At 42.2% G+C, this 2,581-nt stretch carries 2 protein-coding genes and 2 pseudogenes; 1 reads left to right on the top strand and 3 read right to left on the bottom strand.

The genetic code is table 11. The annotated features are described in order from the left end of the window. The 3 genes and pseudogenes from AC075L_RS07005 to AC075L_RS06995 all read right to left on the bottom strand — a co-directional run. Positions 1 to 476 (bottom strand): Type 1 glutamine amidotransferase-like domain-containing protein (locus tag AC075L_RS07005; RefSeq protein ID WP_476387426.1); only part of this gene is annotated, 476 nt, incomplete at its 3' end. Between the two features lie 132 nt (positions 477 to 608). Then, positions 609 to 858 (bottom strand): annotated as a pseudogene (locus AC075L_RS07000) (TnpV protein). Between the two features lie 179 nt (positions 859 to 1,037). After that, positions 1,038 to 1,605, bottom strand: a pseudogene (locus AC075L_RS06995) (recombinase family protein); the annotation flags it as partial. Between the two features lie 98 nt (positions 1,606 to 1,703). On the opposite strand from AC075L_RS06995, the gene AC075L_RS06990 reads away from it, so the two are divergent. Next, positions 1,704 to 2,342 (top strand): hypothetical protein, encoded by a 639-nt coding sequence (locus tag AC075L_RS06990; RefSeq protein WP_476387425.1) that lies wholly within the window; start codon positions 1,704 to 1,706, stop codon positions 2,340 to 2,342. Positions 2,343 to 2,581: the final 239 nt, after the last annotated feature.

Raw genomic sequence — 2,581 nt, 5'->3', positions numbered from 1 at the left:
GTAAGATAATGCGGAAGAACATAGAAATCAATCAAATCAAGCCCTACATCATCTTCTTGTGAGTAGTCCTCCGGCTTTTCATCCATTTGTTCAATATATTGGATGGTAGGAGCGCATATAATCGCACCTGCCGATTCACCGATCATCAGTTTTCCCTTTGCCAATTCTTTCTTCAACAGCTCATTCGTTCCCGTTTTACGGAGCTGGTCCATAAGGAAGAAAGAATTTCCACCAGTAAAATATATCACGTCCGCATCTTCAAAAACCGATTGTATCGTTGAATAAGCCTCCGTTGAAATATCAATTTCAGTTACGGTTGCTCCCAGTTTATTAAATAGCTTTCGAGCCGAGCCAACATAACCGGTGTAGCCTTCACGCAGCGATGCTGTTGGAATAAATGCGACTTTTTTGTTATCAATTTCTTCTTTTATCAAACTTCCTACACTTGAAAAGTGCGAACATAAAAACAGCTTCATCCATATTCTCCTTTATAAATTTGTTGCTCAATTTCGTGTTCAAATTATACCATAAAACTTGTGAACAATTCTACCTCAACTTTTGTGAGATATGAGAAAAGTCCGAACAGTTTTCTGCCCGGACTTCCTCGCTCAATCATAAATCAATTCCGCTTTCACAACTTCCTCTGCCAGTGACCGCACAATCAGCTCTATGCGGTTTCGTGCTGTTTCGTCAATTTCGGCGCAATGCTCAAAGAGCTTGTCGGATAGCACCAGCTCATTGAACAGTATCGGGCGGTGACGCCTTGCGAAGTCTGCCGTAGTGTCCGAGGGGCTTGGTCTTGCGGATAACGATGTTCGGGATAAGATAATCTCCATTCTGTGTGTAAGTGATATTCATGCTGTTTGTACCCCTTTCATCGGCTCACTCTGCGGTAAAATGCTGACAGGAACGAACACGCCCTATGCAATGTCCTCCGCACGAATGGCGGCTTTCTTGGCTTCGATTTCCGCCTTTTTTCTCTTCTTGATTTTGTCCTCGTATCGCTTCTGCGCTCCGCTGGCTTTCCGCTTCAAGTCGGACTTACCTTTGGACTGGAAAGTGGAATGGATTTTACGGCTGGTGTCTCTGGCATAATACTCGTTCATGATGTTGCGGAAAGGGGTAAAATCATCGTCCTCTCTGGCACTGTCCATACCGTCATTGATGGCGATAAAGCGAACGCCACGCTGACGCAGAATTTCCATAATCTGACCTACTTTCAGATAGTCACGACCCATGCGGCTCATGTCCTTGATACACAGATACTCCACATTCCCGGCTTCCACTTCTTTCATCATTGCCAAAAATCCGGGACGGTCAAAGCAGGTGCCGCTAATGCCATCGTACGTGAAATGGACAATGTTTGTAAAGCCCTGCCGTGCGACGAACTCCTCCAACATAGCCTTTTGATTGGAAATAGAGTTGCTCTCACGCTGCTGGTCATCATCTTTGCCAAAGTCATCACGGCTCAGTCGTTCATACAGAGCTGTGATTTTCTCATTTTTTTTCATAACTTGCGCTCCTTTCTTCGGTTTTAGGTTGTGTGTTCTAAAGAGACTTCCTAACCGCTTGATTAAGAAGTCTTTTAGAGCATACAACACCTGAAGTCTTCAACAGTGTTTTTTTCGTACGAAAACATTCTCTCTTTGAAATGAATTATGCTGATCGTACAAGAATTTCTAAGATAAGAAAAGAGGATGCAAATGAGAACGCCAAAAGAATACACCGATAATCTCAAGAAAAAAAATATTACAGAAAGTATGCTCTTGGACTGCCTGTACAGTGTCAACAAGCGGGCAAAGAATTACCGGGACAAGGAGAGAGGATACCGTCAGTATTATCGCGGAAATCGCTATGCTTATGACAAGTACGGGAATATTGATCACTGTCAGGTAATGAAAGAAGAATACTATTCCCAGAAGGAAAAGCTGCTTTCTGTTCTGGAACCAACCTGTATCCATAAGGAGTTTATTGGATACAAACGGATCCGTATCTACGACTATGAACCAGAATACCGGAAAAACTTAAAAAATTTCGTGTGGGAGAACTGTTTCTTTGATCCAGAAGAAGACAGAGAAGTATGGTTTGGAGATGTGGAAGACAAAAACCACCCGGAATATCATTACTACCTGTTCTACGATATTAATGGTACAAAAACCTTCCACTCCCCGCTCGAAGAAAAAGATATTTCTAAGTACAATCTGGAAATCGTTAAGATCGATCAGCTTCAAACAGAAGGCCATGAAATCACAGAGCTGGTTTCCACACAGTTTGTAAAGAAAGTACTGGCTCTGATTGATGCAGAAGATTTCCAGTTGATCCTGTCAAAACCGAAAAAGTAATTGGAAATACATTATATCTCCGCGGAAAAAACATCAAGTTTCCTCTGCGGGGATTTTTTAATCGGGGAAATCCCATTTCCATATAAGATAACGTTGGGATTCTTGATATCCAGTTAACGGTCATGAAGTCTCCACCCCATGCGGTATAACAAGATTGTATCCTATGGACGTGGTACTCTGCCGCAACTGATAGGTTTTGCTACAGTGTAAATTACATAATATTATTATGGTTAACCAAA

Source organism: Blautia sp. ZXY-1-B12, assembly GCF_056339915.1.
This window is presented reverse-complemented; position numbering and strand designations above follow the sequence as displayed.